This window comes from Shewanella basaltis (assembly GCF_023283885.1).
In the GTDB taxonomy this organism is placed as follows: domain Bacteria; phylum Pseudomonadota; class Gammaproteobacteria; order Enterobacterales; family Shewanellaceae; genus Shewanella; species Shewanella basaltis.
Genome location: NZ_JAKILA010000003.1, coordinates 125,562 through 141,434 on the forward strand (window position 1 = coordinate 125,562; position 15,873 = coordinate 141,434).

A 15,873-nucleotide genomic window follows, 5' to 3' on the forward strand; every position below is an offset into this window, starting at 1 on the left:
TTATTGTTCCTCTTGCTCAGCATTTTGTGCGAGCTTTTTAGCTTTGGCTTTAGCGATGGCCGCCGCGACTTTAGCCTTTTTAATTTGTTCAGGACTGAGATCTGCACCTGGTTTTTGATCGCTACAATCAGCTGGCTGTTCTGCAAGCTTATTTTCGGTGGGCAATATGTGCAGCTCATTGAGTGTTGCTGTATCAGCAATAGGCGATGCTAAACCGGCGTCATCTTGTTGTGTAACATGCTGCAGCGCGGCTTTTTTGGCCTTAGCTTTGGCAACAGTTAAGGCAACACGGGCTTGCTTATCATCAATTGCCGTAACTGTTGTAGGCTCACTTTCTTGCGGGCTTGTAGTGCTGGCTTCTTGCGAGGCTTTTTTGGCCTTAGCTTTGGCAACCGCTAAGGCAACACGGGCTTGCTTATCATCAATTGCCGTAACTGTTGTAGGCTCACTTTCTTGCGGGCTTGTAGTGCTGGCTTCTTGCGCGGCTTTTTTGGCTTTAGCTTTGGCAACAGCTAAGGCAACACGGGCTTGTTTATCATCAATTGCCGTAACTGTTGTGGGCTCACTTTCTTGCGAGCTAGTAGTGCTGGTTTCTTGTGCGGCTTTTTTTGCTTTAGCTTTGGCAACCGCTGCGGCAACACGGGCTTGTTTATCATCAATAGCCGTAACTGTTGTGGGCTCACTTTCTTGCGGGCTAGTCGCGTTGGTTTCTTGCGCGGCTTTTTTGGCTTTAGCCCTTGCAACGGCTGCGGCAATCATGGCTTTTTTATCATCTTCAGCATTGTTTGTTGCGACTGGCACCGAACTTGTGTTGGCTTGCGCTGCTTTTTTTGCTTTTGCACGCTCTATGGCAGCATTAACTGCGGCTTTTTTTGGATCGGCTGCGGTTGGTGCGACCGAACTGGATGCCTCTTCGGAGTTTACATGTGATTCAGTTTGTGCTTTTTTAGCTGCAATACGCGCCATTGCCGCAGCAACAGCATCTTTATCACTTGCTTTCATGTTTGCTTGACGTTTAGCTGCAGCCTCTTTGGCTTTTGCTTCACGGGCGTTTTTCTCATCTTCTAAACGCTTTAAGCGGGCTTCGAAGCGGATTTTAGCCTGTTCTGCTTGACGTTTCTCTTCTGCTGCTGTTTTTAAAGCCGATTTAGCAACACGATAATATTCCACCAATGGGATGTCACTTGGGCAAACATAGCTACAACAGCCGCATTCTATACAGTCTTTTAAGTTAAAGCTGGCTGCTTTGTCGTATTCTTGTGCTTTTGAATGCCAAAACAGTTGCTGTGGCAGTAATAGCGCAGGGCAGGCTACAGCACATTCACCACAACGGATGCAGGCTTTTTCGTCTACATCTGGGGCGATTTCGTTAGGGCTTGGCACTAATAAGCAGTTAGTGCCTTTTAGAATGGGCACATCTAAATCTGCTAAGGCATACCCCATCATTGGGCCGCCGACAATGACTTTTTGATCGATTGATGTTGTAAAACTCACGCTCTGTAGTGTGTCGGCGACAGTTGTGCCTATTGGGATCCAATAATTACCGGGGTGACCAATGTGCTCACCAGTTAGTGTTACCACACGTTCAATAAGTGGTTTGCCATGATATATCGCATCTTGAATTGCGTAGGCTGTGCCAACGTTGTGAACGACAATCCCAAGTTGAGCGGGAATTGCACCACTGGGTACTTCTTTACCGGTAATAATTTGAATAAGCTGTTTTTCACCACCAGATGGATACTTAGTCGGTATCACGGTTACCCTAACCATATCTTGGGGTAATGAAGAACGGCTTATTGCGGCTTTCATGGCGTGTGCGGCTTCGGGTTTGTTATCTTCAATTGCAATGATTATCCGCTGCGGGCTTAACAAATGATGAATAATAGCAACGCCAGCGATAATTTCGTCGCTGTGATCGCGCATTAACCGATCATCTGAGGTGATATAAGGCTCACACTCAATGCCATTGATAATCACTAAGTCAATTTCGCTGGCTGGGTTAAGCTTTACATGGCTTGGAAAAGCCGCGCCGCCCATACCTGCAATACCCGCCTGCTTAATTTTACCAAGGATCTCTGCCTTTGATAATTGCGCTAGGTTACTGGTGGTTAACTCGCACCAGGTGTCTTGACCATCAGATTCAATGATGCAGCTTAATGTTGGTAACGAAGAAGGGTGGTTAGTTGCATGTTGTTCAATTGCGACTATTTTTCCTGATGTAGGAGCATGAACGGGTAAATAAGTAAAACCGCTACCTTCAGTCAGTACTTGTCCCTTGAGTACAGTATCGCCAACCGATACTGTTAATGTAGCTTGCTCACCCACTAATGGAACAGGCACAACAAAACGTTTAGCAAGCGGTAAACGTGCAATGGCAGATTGATTAGACAGTGTTTTAAATTGAGGAGGATGTATCCCGCCAGGAGATTGCCACAAGACTCCTTTATCAAGTTGCTCTAATAACGTTAGCACGCTGTTTCCTCTTGCTCAGAATGGATCACCTTGACTGGAATGGTGTTTAATTTCCAATCCCAGTTTTGTATTGTTGTTTCTACTGGGATCATATCGATACAATCAACAGGACAAGGCTCAACACATAAGTCACAGCCTGTGCAATCTTTAGCAATTACCGTGTGCATTAATTTACCTGCGCCTAAAATGGCATCTACTGGACAGGCTTGAATACATTTGGTGCAGCCAATACATTCATCCTCACGTATGTACGCCACTTTTTTTACTGCCGATTGGGCTTGTGCATTTAATGGTTCTTCATCGACACCCATTAACTCAGCAATTTTTTCCATGGTTGCCGTGCCACCAGGAGGGCATTTGTTGATATGATCGCCATTGGCAATGGCTTCGGCGTATGGTCTACAGCCAGGATAACCGCATTGACCGCATTGGGTTTGTGGTAGCAAGGCTTCAACCTGATCGACAACCGGATTACCTTCGACTTTAAACTTCTTAGAAGCAAAGCCTAAAATCACCCCAAACACTAACGCCAATAGAGTTAACACGGCAACGGCAATGAATATACTTGTCATATTAATTAACCAGCCCCGCAAATCCCATAAAGGCTAAAGACATTAAACCCGCGGTAATCATTGCAATTGCGCCACCTTTAAACGGAACGGGCACATCTGCAGCGGCCAAGCGCTCGCGCATGGCAGAGAATAAAATTAACACGAGTGAAAATCCAACTGCAGCACCAAAACCATAAATGGCTGATTGAATAAAATTGTGATCTTCATTAACGTTAAGCAAAGCGACACCAAGCACTGCGCAGTTTGTGGTAATAAGGGGCAAATAAATCCCTAATGCACGATGTAATGATGCACTCGTCTTTTGTACGACCATTTCAGTAAATTGGACTACTACAGCGATAACCAAAATAAAGCTCATTGTTCTTAAGTAGCTCAAATCAAAGGGCTGCAATAAAAAGGTGTTGGTGAGATAGCTCAAAATTGAGGCAAGGGTTAATACAAAAGTGGTTGCCATTGACATGCCAATTGCAGACGCTAATTTGCTCGACACCCCCATAAAAGGGCATAGACCTAAGAATTTAACTAGGACGAAGTTATTAACCAGTACTGTACCGATTAATAGAAGAAGGTACTCTGTCATTGCTTCATTTATTTGACCAATAGATCCTAGTATTATCTAAGGTTTAGCGCTGAGAAACAACGGATAAAAAATAAGGTTAAACAGAAATAGTTTAACCTTAGAATAAAAAAGCAAATTTAACGCAATGCTAACTTTTTGTTTACTGTTTTTTGACCAGTATTTCAGGTTTGGCAATGTAGTACCCTTGCAAACCGTCTACTAATAATTTTTCTAGCGTCAGTTTTTCATCTTGTTTTTCAACACCAGTTGCAATTACTCGAATACTGATGCGTTTTGCGATGTCGACCAGCATACGGACAAAAAATTTATTGTTGTTGTCTTGTTCGATGTTATCACTGTAACTACTGTCTAGTTTAATAAAGTCTGGTCGCACTTCGCGAAAAAATTTAAATGATGTAAAGCCTAAGCCAAAACGCTCAATAGCGACTTTAGCGCCCACTTTATGCATTTCGCACACAAACTGACGGCTAGACACTAAGTTTGCTTGCATGCCAGATTCATTGAGTTCAAAAATGATCCTTGAAGCAATATGACGGTGCTTAGTGAGTAAATCTTTTAACCAAATGGTAAATCCATCCTGCAGTGCCGACAAAGCACTGATATTGACCCCCATATTACCGAGAATACTGGGGTTTTCTGTTAGCATTTTGATGGTTTGAATAACAATCATCTTGTCTAATTCGACATTCAGACCATAGCGCTCAGCCATGGCAATCACTGTTGTGGTTGGTAAATATTTTCCCTCAGCATTGTGAAATCGTGCTAATAATTCTCGATAAACATCGGTTTGGTTATTACAAGGCTGAATAGGTTGCTGGTAAAAGCTGATACTTCGATGATTTATTAAATCGTCAATGGTGAGTTTCCAATGATCTTCACCAATTTTTTCATCACCAGAGAGTTTTTCTAACTGATAATAACGGTTAGGCCCTAATGTTTGCGCAATGCTTACAGCAGTGTCTGCTAATGCCATTAAGGTCAATGGTTCACAGCCTTCTTTATAAGGTACCATACCGGCATGAGCAATAGAGTCGCTGCGGGTACTTTGCGCATATTCATCGAGGTGACGTTTTAGCTGCTCTAAACATTTTTCACCTTCTTTTAGGGTTAAGCTGTCAACAAACACGGCAAAATCACCACTGGATACTCTAAAACATTCGTTTACACCTAGAGATGAAATAGCTTTACGGATACAAATAGCCAATTTAGCTAAATAATCATCGCCAGCTGCTCGACCATGTAATTGATTGATGTTAGCTAGCTCAGCAGCTTTGACCATAATCAATACACCATATTGCTGTTTGTCAGATTGACTGAGTTCTTCTAAGTGCTGAGTAAAGCGTTGACGGGTCGAAAACCCTGTGACGGGATCCTGATAAGCCGCTTTGGTGAGTTGCTCGTTTTCTTTTTTGACCCTGTCTAGACTTAATTTTAATTGGCTTCGACAGGTTTCAAGGGCATTGCCTAAAGGCCGTAGCACTCCGGGAAAACGCGAACGTTCAAGGGCTAAAAATGACAGGTCAGGAATATGTGTTATGTATTCAGCCGCATACTTAATGCGTGATTTATGTAATTGCATCAAGGCTGCAAACAGAACCATTAATAAAAAATACGCAGCAATTAATAGTGTGGCAGTTTCTGTTAACTCATCAATACTTTGAGATAATACGCTGGTTGTATCTAAGCGAACCTGTAATCGTGCATTAGGTAAAGTCTGAACATGCCCTAATTCCACATCAAATAATTGACTTGCATAGTCACCACTTTGTTGTGACAAACTGCCATGGGTAAAGTTGTAACTGCTGTCGGTATTATGGATAAATTGGAAAAATTGAAAGGTAAAGTCTTGCGACATTTGTTGATAAAGCGCTTCACCGTTACCATCCCAGCTGCGATATGATTGAACATATTGCAAGTAGTTTGTGCGGGCAACTTCTCCCTCGATTTGCACTTCATTATTTTCAACAGAATATATTCGGAACAACAATAAGCCGAAAATAATAAATAAAACCAATTGAAAGGATTTTGATAAGCCCATAAAACATCCGTTCCTTACGAGTTGTCAATGTGTAGTCTTTCAGTACAAGCAAAGCTATCTAGTACTAGGGTCTGTTGCTTTTCAGGTTTTTTTGCTGCAGCCAATTGTTGGCCATTTCTTATATACAACTGCGCGGCAAAAACTTTGAGCAGTAGTTATGCTACATAAAAAGTCGACCACGCAGTAAAAACGTATTAGTCATTGTTCAATGACGCTTTGTAAATAAAGAGTTGCTTAGATGATTAGGCATCAATCCAACTCGATTAACACGTTTTAATTCGAACAACATTCAGCCAGCAAAGAACAATACGCCCTAGGGAGTAGTGTATATTCTAACCAATAATATTATAGCCGACATATTATTAAATTATAATTAACCAAAAGGACTATTATAGTAAGAAAAACAAGATTATGGACTAATGGGTTACGTTTATCGAGTAGGAAATGTGCTTAAACACCGGATGGGGGTAGAAGAATGACAATGGCTCCCCAGACTGGACTTGAACCAGTGACATACGGATTAACAGTCCGCCGTTCTACCGACTGAACTACTGGGGAATTGGTCATTATCATGCTTAGGTTGAAATGGCTCCCCAGACTGGACTTGAACCAGTGACATACGGATTAACAGTCCGCCGTTCTACCGACTGAACTACTGGGGAAACGTAATTTCAAATGTGTTATCTCGATGGCTCCCCAGACTGGACTTGAACCAGTGACATACGGATTAACAGTCCGCCGTTCTACCGACTGAACTACTGGGGAATTGATATCGAAACTGTTAGCGTTGGCTCCCCAGACTGGACTTGAACCAGTGACATACGGATTAACAGTCCGCCGTTCTACCGACTGAACTACTGGGGAATTACGTTAACATCTCTTTGTACTTTACTAAATTGGCTCCCCAGACTGGACTTGAACCAGTGACATACGGATTAACAGTCCGCCGTTCTACCGACTGAACTACTGGGGAAGCGTTTTTAGCAATGTATTGCTGAGAACGGAGCGCATAGTAAAACGCTCTGGTAACTGAGTCAACTCGAGTTATAAAAAAAAATGCATTTATGTGACTAATTGGTTATCAAATACGCATCGTGAACGACTTTTGGGCATTTGTGTCGATTTTTGAACAATGAATAGAAAATGAATCACTTAGTTGATTATGCCTGAGCAATTTAGGAGTTGTGGGATATTTACGGATTACGGATTACGGATTACGGATTACGGATTACGGATTACGGATTACGGATTTAAAGATGAGTAGATTAAAAAGAGGGGGGTTACTCTCACTTAACGCTAAACGGGCCCGTTATGCATTTACTGGGGCGTCAACTTGCATTTGATTATGGCTAATTTACGCAAGCTAAATACTTTGCTCCTTGAGTTAAGCCAGTTTGTTTATGGCGTTCAAAATAAATCTCAGTGGCTTTCTAGGGCCTGTTGATCTTTGCTGGTTGAATTTTGTTCGAGTTAAAAACGTGTTAATCGAGGCGAATGGATTGTAGCCTAGTCACCTAAGCAACTCTTTATTTGTAAAGCATCGTTCAACAAAGAGTAAAACGTTTTTAGCCGAACCCTGTGGGCAGCGTTTGTTGGTCATTTTTACTACGTTATCGACTTTTTATGTAGAATAACTACACCTCAAAGTCTCTGCCGCGCACTTGTATATGAGTAATGGCCAACAATTCGCTGCAAAAACAACCTTGAAAGGTCAACAGGTCCTAGGACTGGGAATCAAAATGCTTCAATTGTTGTTAACTTGAGCTAATTTCTTTTTTGCTCCTTTTAAGCAAACTATTACCCTGTGTTTTGTGTAAAGATTCAAATGTAATTAAATTTCATCAAAATTTTCTTACGTTTTTATGAACCTTAAATATGCGCTATCCCGCACCCACATTGATGTTTTTAGAGTTATCCACTAAATCTGTGGATAAACTTGTGGACTTCTGTTGTAAATGGTCTTCAACCCCTTGATGAGTATGGTTTGGACTTAAAATGTTCGTGTTCATTAGAGATAAATTAATTTGTTTAAAATCATATTGATATAAAAATCAACTGTTTTATTGGTACTCGGTTATTTGTATTGAAAAATTGTCACTATTTTGCATTAGCGATTGTGTATTAAATTGTTATTTAGTTTAGTTTTTCACCGATTTTTAAAGGGTTTTTCGCAGAATATGAATTTACTGCGTTGATTTAACCGCATGCATTCATTTTTATCTAAAGGATTAGCATGGCGATTAAAATGATCATAATGTTACATGTGTACCACGATCAATTCACACAGGTTAAAGCGGGTTCTTGGTAAACCATTGCCTATATTAGCAGCGTAATATTCGCTTGCTCGTTCACAGTATTTGGCATTATGCCACGCGTTTAGGAGCCATTTATAAGCCGCATCGCCAAGATAAATTTAAGGCGTAAATCTGGATTTAATATCGCAAGGTATTGGTATTTAGGTATATCATAGCCAGTCCACTCAAAAGGAAGCCATGTTGTGTCAGAGTCAGTATTTACGTTAGCGTCAAAGTTTGAACCTGCTGGAGATCAGCCAACCGCCATTAAACAGCTTGTTGAAGGTTTACAGGCAGGGGTTGCCAGTCAAACTTTATTAGGTGTGACTGGATCAGGTAAAACCTTCACTATTGCCAATGTCATCACTAAAATGGGCCGGCCAACTATTATTATGGCGCCTAATAAAACCTTAGCGGCTCAACTTTATGGGGAAATGAAAGAGTTTTTTCCTCACAATGCTGTTGAATACTTTGTGTCTTATTACGACTATTATCAGCCAGAAGCATACGTACCAGCCTCAAACACTTTTATTGAAAAAGATGCATCAGTGAATGCGCACATAGAACAAATGCGACTGTCGGCCACTAAAGCATTATTAGAGCGCAAAGATGTGGTGTTGATTGCCTCTGTTTCTGCTATTTACGGGTTAGGCGATCCTGACTCTTATATGAAAATGCTCCTGCATTTACGTCAGGGCGATTTTATGGGCCAGCGAGATATTCTGACTCGTCTGAGCGAACTACAATACACCCGCAACGATATTGAACTGCAACGTGGTACCTATCGTGTCCGAGGGGAAGTAATTGATATTTTTCCGGCGGAATCTGAACGCGAAGCGATTCGCATAGAATTGTTTGACGATGAAATTGAACGCTTAAGTGAGTTTGACCCGTTAACGGGACAAATCAATAAACGCATTGTGCGCACCACAATTTACCCAAAAACGCACTATGTGACACCCCGAGAAAAAATCTTAGCTGCGACAGAGCAAATTAAAGAAGAGCTGCGTGAGCGTCGGCAATTTTTACTCGACAATAACAAGCTGATTGAAGCACAAAGGATCAGTGAGCGAGTGCAATACGACGTAGAAATGATGGTTGAGTTAGGCTATTGCTCAGGAATTGAAAACTACTCTCGTTACTTATCGGGGCGAGCGACCGGTGAAGGTCCACCGACACTGCTCGATTATTTACCCGCAGACGGGTTACTCATTATTGACGAGTCACATGTCACTGTGCCGCAAATTGGCGCCATGTATAAAGGCGATCGTAGCCGCAAGATGAATCTTGTCGAATACGGATTTAGGCTGCCCTCAGCATTAGATAACCGACCATTAATGTTTGAAGAATTTGAGCGATTAATGCCTCAAACCATTTTTGTTTCGGCGACCCCAAGTGAATATGAACTGGATAAAAGTGATGGCGAGGTAGCAGAGCAGGTTGTGAGGCCTACCGGGTTACTTGACCCTGTGCTTGAGGTTCGTCCAGTGGCGATTCAAGTGGATGATTTGCTTTCTGAAATCCATAAACGTGTTGCGGTAAACGAACGGGTATTGGTGACAACATTAACAAAACGTATGTCGGAGGATTTAACCGAGTATCTGGACGAACATGGGGTTAAAGTTCGCTATTTGCATTCTGATATCGATACTGTTGAGCGAATTGAAATTATTCGAGATCTCCGTTTAGGCCATTTTGATGTATTAGTGGGAATTAACTTGTTGCGTGAAGGACTCGATCTGCCCGAAGTGTCCTTAGTATGTATTTTAGATGCAGATAAAGAAGGTTTTTTACGTTCAGAACGCTCGCTTATTCAAACCATTGGCCGTGCTGCACGCAATGTTAACGGTAAAGTTATTCTTTATGCCGACAGAATTACCAACTCAATGGCAAAAGCCATGGGAGAAACTGAACGTCGTCGTGAAAAACAACATCAGCACAATCTTAAAAACGCAATTGTGCCGCGAGGGGTGGTTAAGAGTATTACTGATGTAATGGATGTCGGCGATCCAAAATCAGGCAAAGGTCAGCGTAAGCAAACCAATAAATATGCTGAAGTGGCAGATAGTCGTGCAACTTATACAAGTGTTGCAGAATTAAGTCATCAAATTGATGCACTTGAAAAACAAATGCACGAATTTGCGAGAAACCTTGAGTTTGAACAAGCGGCAGCACTGCGTGATGAAGTGAAACACCTAAGAGAGCAGATTATTTTAAATAGTTAATGCTACAGATGAAAGCGGATAATAGCAGTTGCAACAAACGGGGTGTAATTATGTTATAACTCATATCTGAAGCAAATGCTTTTACATGCCCAGTCTAACTGCATTTTCTTTGCTGTGCGTGACACGGCATAAACAGGTCACAGGTTAGTTATATCATTGCGCGTTAGCAAGTGATCTCTCAGCGAGAATTTAAAGGGCTTAAACAAGGCGAATGACTGAATGAATAGTTATTCTCTTTCGAAGTCATGCAACGCAGTATAAGCCCTTTTAAAACTCGCCTGAAAGGAATGTCCCAGCCGCTTTTGCTTTACGTTCTCGCTATTTGAAATGGAACAACCATTACTGCATAGCGACGCCTTAATCAAAAACCGCTGGACGCATTCTTAGTAGTCACTTATTAATGCGGAATGGTATTACTATGATGATTTATCTCAATACTGTTAAAACCGACTGAAATAAAAAAACGCGCCTTGAGGCGCGTTTTAACATTTTGTTGCTAAACGATAAGCGTTTTAGAAGTTTGCTGAGCGTGGTGCTCGTGGGAATGGAATCACATCGCGAATGTTGTTGACACCCGTTACGTATGAAACTAAACGTTCAAACCCTAAACCAAAGCCTGCATGAGGCACGGTTCCATAACGGCGTAAGTCACGGTACCACCAGTAATCTTCTTGGCTTAAGTTCATTTCAGCTAAACGCGCATCCAATACCTCTAAACGCTCTTCGCGTTGCGCACCACCAATGATCTCACCAATGCCTGGTGCTAACACGTCCATTGCCGCAACGGTTTTACCATCGTCGTTTAGGCGCATGTAGAAGGCTTTAATGTCTTTCGGGTAGTTTTTAACAACCACTGGTGCTTTAAAGTGTTCTTCTGCTAGGTAACGTTCGTGCTCAGATTGTAAATCGATACCCCATTCAACAGGGAACTCAAATTGTTTACCACAGCTTTTAAGGATTTCAACAGCATCGGTGTAATCAACTTGAGCAAAATCACTGCTTACGAATGATTGCAAACGTTCAATAACGGTTTTATCTACACGGTCATTAAAGAAGCTTAAATCGTCCATGCGTTCTTCTAATACAGCGTTAAATGCAAATTTAAGCATTCTTTCAGCTAATTTAGCGGCATCATCTAATGTTGCAAAGGCCACTTCAGGCTCAACCATCCAAAACTCGGCAAGGTGGCGAGTCGTGTTTGAGTTTTCAGCGCGGAAAGTTGGGCCAAAGGTATACACTTTAGACAAGGCACAGGCATAGGTTTCAGCATTTAGCTGACCCGATACCGTTAAAAACGATTCTTTACCAAAAAAGTCTTTGTCGTAATCAACTTTCCCTGCAGGTGTGCGTGGTAAGTTTTCCATGTCTAATGTTGAAACACGGAACATTTCACCAGCACCTTCACAGTCTGAAGCCGTGATAAGTGGGGTCGATACCCAGATAAACCCTTCTTGATGGTAAAAACGGTGAATAGCTTGCGATAAACAGTTACGTACACGAGCAACAGCACCAATAATGTTAGTACGTGGGCGTAAGTGAGCGAGTTCACGTAAATGTTCAATCGAGTGGCGTTTGGCTGCCATTGGGTAAGTGTCTGGATCATCTACAAATCCGGTCACTTCAACCGCAGAAACTTGTAACTCAAATGCTTGGCCTGCTCCAGGAGAGGCGACGATTTCGCCTGTCATGACAACAGAACAGCCAGCAGTCAATTTCAATACATCGTCATTGTAATTGGCGAGGCTGTTTGGCACGACACCTTGTATTGGGTCGAAACATGAACCGTCGTAAACGGCCAAGAAAGAAATACCAGCTTTAGAGTCACGGCGAGTTCTCACCCAGCCACGTACAGTGACTTGCGAACCGATGGCGTGTTCACCTTTAAATACAGAAGCGACAGATGTAATGCTCATTGTTGCTTAATTCTCCAACGTATCGAATTATGAATATAAAATTTGGGTTTATCTTACCTTGCTGGTGGCTTTTCTCAAGCTGAAAACGCTATTCTATAGTGATTATTGTGTTACTTTTAGGTAAGTCGGCTAAATATTTGGCAAATGAGCGAATTAAGCCTTAAAGCCGAATCTATCAATTACTGATATTACCGTGATTCATAATAAGGTGACATCACGTTGCCATATAGTGTTTACCCAAGGATAAGGACATGTCTCGATTAGGTGTTTTGCAAGTAGTGTTGACCGTATTATCGATTTTAGGCTGGAGCTTGGCCATTTATGCGTTGATTATTTATGGTGAAGCCCGACCCGACCGTGCGGTAGGTTATTTTTTAAGTAAAGGGGTATCAGTACGTTTGTATTGGGATCCAGACTTAACGATTAAACTTGAGTATTTAATTTGGTGTTGTGCTGCAGTGAGCTTCTTAAATTTGCTGGTAAACTTTTATGCAAAAACAACCACCAGAATTGGCTTTTGGGTCAACATCCCCTTGTTGCTTGTTGTGTCACTATCTGCTGGATTGTATATCCGCTATGTTATTTAAAATGGTGTGTTACCCATTATTTTTCAGTGATATGGCGGCATAATAAATCAATGATTGCCGCGGTAACCCCCCAAATAAATCGCTCTTCAAATGGCATAAAGTGTACATGGTAGCGTTTGCCATGGCGGTAGTGAAACACCTGATGTCGATTATTATGATCAATAAAAAAACTCAATGGTACAGTAAAACAGTCTGCAACTTCACCCGGATCGATAAGCAGTTTAAATGGCTGTTTCACTAACGCAATCACAGGCGTGATCTCAAAGCCTGTGAATGTTTTATGTGCAGGGAATACACCCAGTACTTCGACATTATTAGCCGTTAATCCAATTTCTTCATGGGCTTCTCGCAGTGCCGTTTCAATGGCATTACTGTCAAATGGCTCAACTTTACCGCCAGGAAAACTGATTTGCCCCGGATGATGGCGTAAATGCATTGCTCGCTGGGTCAATATGATGTGCAAGTGCTGTTCTATTTCTATTATTGGAATTAATACAGCTGCTTGTCGTCCTCTGTACGAGCTTGGCGCTGAGGTAATAGCAGCCGTTAATTGATGTAATCGATAGCGCACTATAAATTCGTGTTTGTTCATTAATCGCTTATGTCTCTTTGCCCGCTTGGTCTATGACAGTGTCAATATCATGGGCTATTGAAAACCACATACATACTCGCACTATGTCATTTTCAATAGATCTTGTCTTGTTTAATGAGTCTATAACGCCGTGCCATGTTATCGCAATTTGCCACTTTTTACGTATAAAATTTGCACCGTTTTGGCTTGAGTCGCTCTTTTATAGTGCAATATGGCCAGCTAAAACAACTGTATTATACAGTTGTTTTAATTATGTTTTTTTCAATTAACTCGATGATTTTAAATACTATATTTCTGTCATGTTAGTGCCATTTATTTGTAGTCAATTTGTTACGATTAACTGGCATGCTAACTGCTGGAATTAATGCAGTTAATAATCGCGAGGAAGGACAAATATGGGACTGGAGAAGTTGCTATATTTGCAAGGCGTTGGAGCAGAGTTTATCGATTGTTTCGGTAATCTTGTGCACATTCCTGCTACGGATCGGCAGGGAATATTAACCACGATGTTGTTACCGACATCGTTCAATCAACATCAATGTGATCCATCTGAGTATGCCCAAATACTTACTGACGCCAAGGTGGCAAAACGCATAGAGCAGCTAGATGTCGCCCCCTGGTTGGAACCCTTACATCGTTTTCAATGGTGTGAAATTGACACTCCACACATTGATATTCAGTTGCCAGATAATTACCCCTTTGCCATGCAAATAACCGTGTTTGGCGAAACGATTGATACCTTAGCGGTGACAGTATCGCGCGATGATTGCGTCATTGTTGGTGAGTATCACATTAATGGTCAACGATATTGTCAATACCGTCTTGAGCTGGATAAACCCAATCTGCATTTAGGGTATCACCACATTAGTCTGGCTTTTATTGGTGATGCTGCCAGGCCGCATACGTTATATGGTCAAATTATGATTGCGCCGCAGGTGGCTTACCAAGGGCGAATGGAACAGCTTGCTCTAACAGGTCAATCACGACCATGGGGAATTAACGCCCAGTTGTATGCTTTGCGAAATGATGAGCAGTGGGGCATTGGAGATTTTGGCAATTTAGCCGAATTGATAGATTATGCAGCCCGAAGTGGCGCTGATTTTATTTTGCTTAATCCATTACATGCACTCGATATTAGCCAACCTGAAAACCCAAGTCCTTATAGTCCAACAGACAGGCGCCGCTTAAACCCTCTTTATATTCAAATTGAAGCGGTACATGAATACAAAGCAATAGAAGCTGAATTAACAAGCCAAAAATGGTTGCAAAAAAAACAGGTAATCAATCAATCGCAGTTAATTAATTATCAAGAAGTGCATAGCATCAAATATGCAATATTTGAAAAGTTGTATCAAATTTTTTGTCAGCAACATGCTAAGCATGAAACTGCAAGGTATCTAGCTTATTTAGCGTTTGTTGAAAATGATAAACCAGCATTGATGCAGTTTGTTGCAAGGGAAATGGAGTTAGTATCTAATTTTTTCAACTTAGATGCCGGCTTTTATTTGTACTTACAGTTTGTCGCCAACGAGCAACTTGAAGCATGTCAGCTTAATGCTAAGCAATGTGGCATGAGTATTGGGTTGATTAGGGATTTAGCGGTAGGCGCAGTGAGCCATGGTGCAGAAGTGAGTGCGAATTTAGGCTTGTTTTGTGATAACGCCAGTATTGGTGCACCACCCGATCCTTTTGCAGAGCAAGGACAAAATTGGGGCTTAACGCCATTTGATCCCGTTAAACTAAAACAACATGATTTTAGTCATTTTATTCAACTTGTTAGAAGTAACATGCAAAGCTGCGGCGCATTACGTATCGACCATGTAATGAGCCTGCTACGCCTTTGGTGGTGGCCGCTTAATCGTGACTTGGGCGAGGGCAGTTATGTGTATTATCCGGTTGACACTTTACTGGCCATTGTGTGCCTTGAAAGCCAGCGAGCTCGGTGCATTGTGATTGGCGAAGATTTAGGCATTGTTCCTCCGGAAATCGTATCTCGTTTGCAAAAGGCGGGTATTTTTTCAAATGAGTTGTTTTATTTTTGCAAGGGTCACGATGGATTTAAATCGCCTAAAGACTATAAACAGCATAGCCTAATGATGTTAGCTAATCACGATGTCCCCACTATTACCGCATGGTGGACAGCGGAAGACCTCAAGTTACGTCGTAAGCTTGAGCTTATTGATTCTGATCATAAATTACATCAGCTTTTAGCTCAGCGTCAGCTAGAAAAACAACAATTGATTGAATTACTTAATCGAGAAGGCGCTTTAGCACATCCTGCTGTGGAAAATACCGACGAGTTGGACTTTGATACTGTGATTTTGGCGTGGCTGAGTGTCGTGGCCAAAGGCAATTCCCAGTTATTTAGTGTGCAATTAAGTGACCTAGTTGCTGATAAACATGGGGTGAATATTCCCGGTACCTGGAAAGAGTTTCCTAATTGGCAACGCCGTTTACCCTTGAGCATTCAACAAATGTCGCAAAGCGCTAAAGTGCAGCAAAGAATGACTGTGATCAAACAATCAAGACAGACTAGCAGTCATGCTTATGCTGCAAATGTGTCTTTATCCAATAACTCAAAACAATAATGGATTATGTAT

Annotated in this window: 9 protein-coding genes and 5 tRNA genes; 3 read left to right on the forward strand and 11 right to left on the reverse strand. The window is 41.8% G+C overall.

The window, feature by feature from the left end; all coding sequences use genetic code 11:
- The 9 genes from rsxC to L2703_RS03855 form a co-directional block, all read right to left on the reverse strand.
- Complete coding sequence (gene rsxC, locus L2703_RS03815; RefSeq protein ID WP_248969814.1) at nt 1–2,472, reverse strand: electron transport complex subunit RsxC; 2,472 nt, start codon at nt 2,470–2,472, stop codon at nt 1–3.
- A complete protein-coding gene (gene rsxB / locus L2703_RS03820; protein WP_248969815.1) occupies nt 2,466–3,044 on the reverse strand; it encodes an electron transport complex subunit RsxB in 579 nt (192 codons plus the stop codon). Before rsxB ends, rsxC begins: the two co-directional genes overlap by 7 nt.
- A 1-nt stretch (nt 3,045) precedes the next feature.
- Complete coding sequence (gene rsxA, locus L2703_RS03825) at nt 3,046–3,624, reverse strand: electron transport complex subunit RsxA (protein WP_248969816.1); 579 nt, start codon at nt 3,622–3,624, stop codon at nt 3,046–3,048.
- A gap of 139 nt (nt 3,625–3,763) precedes the next feature.
- Nucleotides 3,764–5,662 (reverse strand): EAL domain-containing protein, encoded by a 1,899-nt coding sequence (locus L2703_RS03830; RefSeq protein WP_248969817.1) that lies wholly within the window; start codon nt 5,660–5,662, stop codon nt 3,764–3,766.
- Between the two features lie 482 nt (nt 5,663–6,144).
- Nucleotides 6,145–6,220, reverse strand: a tRNA-Asn gene (locus L2703_RS03835).
- 28 nt (nt 6,221–6,248) lie between these two features.
- Nucleotides 6,249–6,324: transfer RNA gene (locus tag L2703_RS03840), tRNA-Asn, on the reverse strand.
- Nucleotides 6,325–6,351: 27 nt separating this feature from the next.
- Nucleotides 6,352–6,427 (reverse strand) — tRNA-Asn (locus tag L2703_RS03845).
- A gap of 23 nt (nt 6,428–6,450) precedes the next feature.
- Nucleotides 6,451–6,526, reverse strand: a tRNA-Asn gene (locus tag L2703_RS03850).
- Between the two features lie 33 nt (nt 6,527–6,559).
- A tRNA-Asn gene (locus L2703_RS03855) sits at nt 6,560–6,635 on the reverse strand.
- Nucleotides 6,636–8,159: 1,524 nt separating this feature from the next.
- Between L2703_RS03855 and uvrB the strand changes: the two genes are divergently transcribed.
- Complete coding sequence (uvrB, locus tag L2703_RS03860; RefSeq protein ID WP_248969818.1) at nt 8,160–10,181, forward strand: excinuclease ABC subunit UvrB; 2,022 nt, start codon at nt 8,160–8,162, stop codon at nt 10,179–10,181.
- Nucleotides 10,182–10,693: 512 nt separating this feature from the next.
- Here the strand turns inward: uvrB and asnS are convergent.
- Nucleotides 10,694–12,094, reverse strand: coding sequence for an asparagine--tRNA ligase (gene asnS / locus L2703_RS03865; RefSeq protein WP_248969819.1), 1,401 nt, complete (start codon nt 12,092–12,094; stop codon nt 10,694–10,696).
- 251 nt (nt 12,095–12,345) lie between these two features.
- On the opposite strand from asnS, the gene L2703_RS03870 reads away from it, so the two are divergent.
- Nucleotides 12,346–12,681, forward strand: coding sequence for a hypothetical protein (locus L2703_RS03870; protein ID WP_248969820.1), 336 nt, complete (start codon nt 12,346–12,348; stop codon nt 12,679–12,681).
- Nucleotides 12,682–12,697: 16 nt separating this feature from the next.
- On the opposite strand, the gene L2703_RS03875 is transcribed toward L2703_RS03870, so the two are convergent.
- Nucleotides 12,698–13,273 (reverse strand): CoA pyrophosphatase, encoded by a 576-nt coding sequence (locus L2703_RS03875; protein ID WP_248969821.1) that lies wholly within the window; start codon nt 13,271–13,273, stop codon nt 12,698–12,700.
- A gap of 395 nt (nt 13,274–13,668) precedes the next feature.
- Here L2703_RS03875 and malQ point away from each other — a divergent pair, with 395 nt between their 5' ends.
- Nucleotides 13,669–15,861: a 4-alpha-glucanotransferase gene (malQ, locus tag L2703_RS03880; RefSeq protein ID WP_248969822.1), complete on the forward strand. Its 2,193-nt coding sequence runs from the start codon at nt 13,669–13,671 to the stop codon at nt 15,859–15,861.
- Nucleotides 15,862–15,873: the final 12 nt, after the last annotated feature.

Coding starts and splice junctions, on each gene's coding strand:
- rsxB (WP_248969815.1), bottom strand. CDS start 3,044: ATGACAAGTATATTCATTGCCGTTGCCGTGTTAACTCTATTGGCGTTA.
- rsxA (WP_248969816.1), bottom strand. CDS start 3,624: ATGACAGAGTACCTTCTTCTATTAATCGGTACAGTACTGGTTAATAAC.
- L2703_RS03830 (WP_248969817.1), bottom strand. CDS start 5,662: ATGGGCTTATCAAAATCCTTTCAATTGGTTTTATTTATTATTTTCGGC.
- asnS (WP_248969819.1), bottom strand. CDS start 12,094: ATGAGCATTACATCTGTCGCTTCTGTATTTAAAGGTGAACACGCCATC.
- L2703_RS03870 (WP_248969820.1), top strand. CDS start 12,346: ATGTCTCGATTAGGTGTTTTGCAAGTAGTGTTGACCGTATTATCGATT.
- L2703_RS03875 (WP_248969821.1), bottom strand. CDS start 13,273: ATGAACAAACACGAATTTATAGTGCGCTATCGATTACATCAATTAACG.
- malQ (WP_248969822.1), top strand. CDS start 13,669: ATGGGACTGGAGAAGTTGCTATATTTGCAAGGCGTTGGAGCAGAGTTT.